Here is a 1,739-nt window from a genome sequence, read left to right on the forward strand (position 1 = left end):
AGGCGATGGACCACCTCAGTGGGGCAGACCACGCCTGCAAAAACAGCTCACCAAATACGCACTCCTGATCATTGATGAACTTGGCTATGTGCCGCTGTCGCCAACCGGCGCTGAACTCCTGTTCGAGGTGTTCTCGCAGCGCTATGAGCGCGGCTCAACCCTCGTCACCTCCAACCTGCCATTCGACGAATGGACCAGCACGTTCGGATCAGAGCGCCTGACCGGCGCACTGCTCGACCGGCTCACGCACCATGTCCATATCCTCGAAATGAACGGCGACAGCTACCGCCTCAAGCACAGCGCCAAGTCGAAACAGGCTTGATCCAAATCCTCGTACACCAGTCCGACCAAACGTCCGCTAACCGCCCGAGTGGTGCACTTTTACTCCGGCCAAAGCTCTCAAACTGGTGCACTTTTGCTCCGGCGAATGGTGTAGTTTTACTCCGGCGTTGACACTCACCAGTGAACCAAGGATTCTCCACGTTAAATGTGTAATTTTCAACTGGGTCAAACGCTTCGATCTCTCGTGTGTTGATTTCGACTTTCAGTCTTATCTGGACGCCATCCCCATGCTCAGCATCGATACGAAACTTTAGTTTCGGCGCGACCTGACTCTGATCAAAGCGCGCCTGACCAAGCCAAGGCTCTAAAACGACCCGAAGTTGGTCAAGAATTGGTCCGATCGGACCTGACGAGGCACGAACCAGATCAATGTCTTCAGAGTATCGAAGCGGTGCAGGAAAATGCAGCTTGTTCAGCGCTGTTCCCCCTCGAAACCGGAGTTCGCTTTTGAGCAAGTCGTCGGAAAATATGTCCACTAAAGCCCGACTGATGATCAGGTCCTGCTCGATCTGCCGATTGTCAGCCCATGGAACAATCGCGCCCCACGCAACAATGTTTTGTAAGGGAATCATTCGTCCATCTCCGGCATTCGGCGAACGATGACACGCCATTTGGGGTCACGACGCATGGGCTTGGACATGAAATCCGGGTCTCGGACCTCGTTGCGGTCCAGTTCCGCCCATGGCAGCGAACCGCGCTGACTGAGCGCGGCAAACATGCGGTCGGTCAGTCCCCCGTGTCCCAAATGACCCAACAGGTATCCAAGACGTTGAACGATTGGCCGTTCAAATTTGTTAGACAAGGCGGCAAGCTGCTTCGGATCTATCTTGCGCCCCATGTCGGCCAGAACGGTCGCAAGATTATCCATGCCGGCGGTCGCCTGCGGATAGCGCAGCAGGTCAAGCGCAGTCAGTGCAGGCGACGATATCTGCATCGTGCCGGTATCAGTCTTTCGTCTTTCGAGACCGTTCTCAACGGCGTTCATATCTTTCCGATAATAGAAGGCTATCAGATTGCGCCCTGCGCGTATCTTCGGCATTCGCTTGGCCGCAATGATCTGGAATTCCATGACCGCCTGATGGGTCGCGCCGTGCAGCTCTGCAGCCTTGAGCAAGGCAACGTAATAAGGCTCGCCCTCGTGGCGCATCAGCGCATCAATGTACCAGGATGGCGGAGGCGCTCCCCAAGCGGCATATTGGGGCGGAACAGCCACATAGAAGCCGCGCCGTGGGCTTTGCAGCAGCTTTCGCTTCTGAAGCCTCTCAGCGGCATCGAGAAAGGCACCGCGATCGACACCAAGCGCCTTTTCAGCCTCATCAGCCGTAAATACGGTCCGCCCCTTCGACAGAAGGTCACTGATATAACTTGACCTGAGACCCTCGCGTCCCTCATTCATT

3 protein-coding genes are annotated in these 1,739 nt (G+C 55.7%); 1 reads left to right on the forward strand and 2 read right to left on the reverse strand.

Going from position 1 to position 1,739, the window contains the following annotated elements; genetic code table 11:
- Nucleotides 1-322, forward strand: a 322-nt coding sequence (locus tag HY26_RS17895) for an ATP-binding protein (RefSeq protein WP_158531554.1), incomplete at its 5' end; no start/stop codon positions are given.
- Here the strand turns inward: HY26_RS17895 and HY26_RS17900 are convergent.
- Both HY26_RS17900 and HY26_RS17905 read right to left on the reverse strand, forming a co-directional pair.
- On the reverse strand, nt 291-914 hold the full coding sequence (locus HY26_RS17900) for a nucleotidyl transferase AbiEii/AbiGii toxin family protein (protein ID WP_112074260.1): 624 nt from the start codon (nt 912-914) through the stop codon (nt 291-293). The genes HY26_RS17895 and HY26_RS17900 overlap by 32 nt on opposite strands.
- Entirely contained in the window at nt 911-1,738 is an 828-nt protein-coding gene (locus HY26_RS17905; RefSeq protein WP_112074261.1) for a type IV toxin-antitoxin system AbiEi family antitoxin, read from the reverse strand. The genes HY26_RS17900 and HY26_RS17905 overlap by 4 nt, the downstream gene beginning before the upstream one ends.
- Between the last annotated feature and the right edge of the window lies 1 nt (nt 1,739).

Source organism: Hyphomonas sp. GM-8P (assembly GCF_003263315.1).
GTDB lineage: Bacteria > Pseudomonadota > Alphaproteobacteria > Caulobacterales > Hyphomonadaceae > Hyphomonas.

Coding starts and splice junctions, on each gene's coding strand:
- HY26_RS17905 (WP_112074261.1), bottom strand. CDS start 1,738: ATGAATGAGGGACGCGAGGGTCTCAGGTCAAGTTATATCAGTGACCTT.
- HY26_RS17900 (WP_112074260.1), bottom strand. CDS start 914: ATGATTCCCTTACAAAACATTGTTGCGTGGGGCGCGATTGTTCCATGG.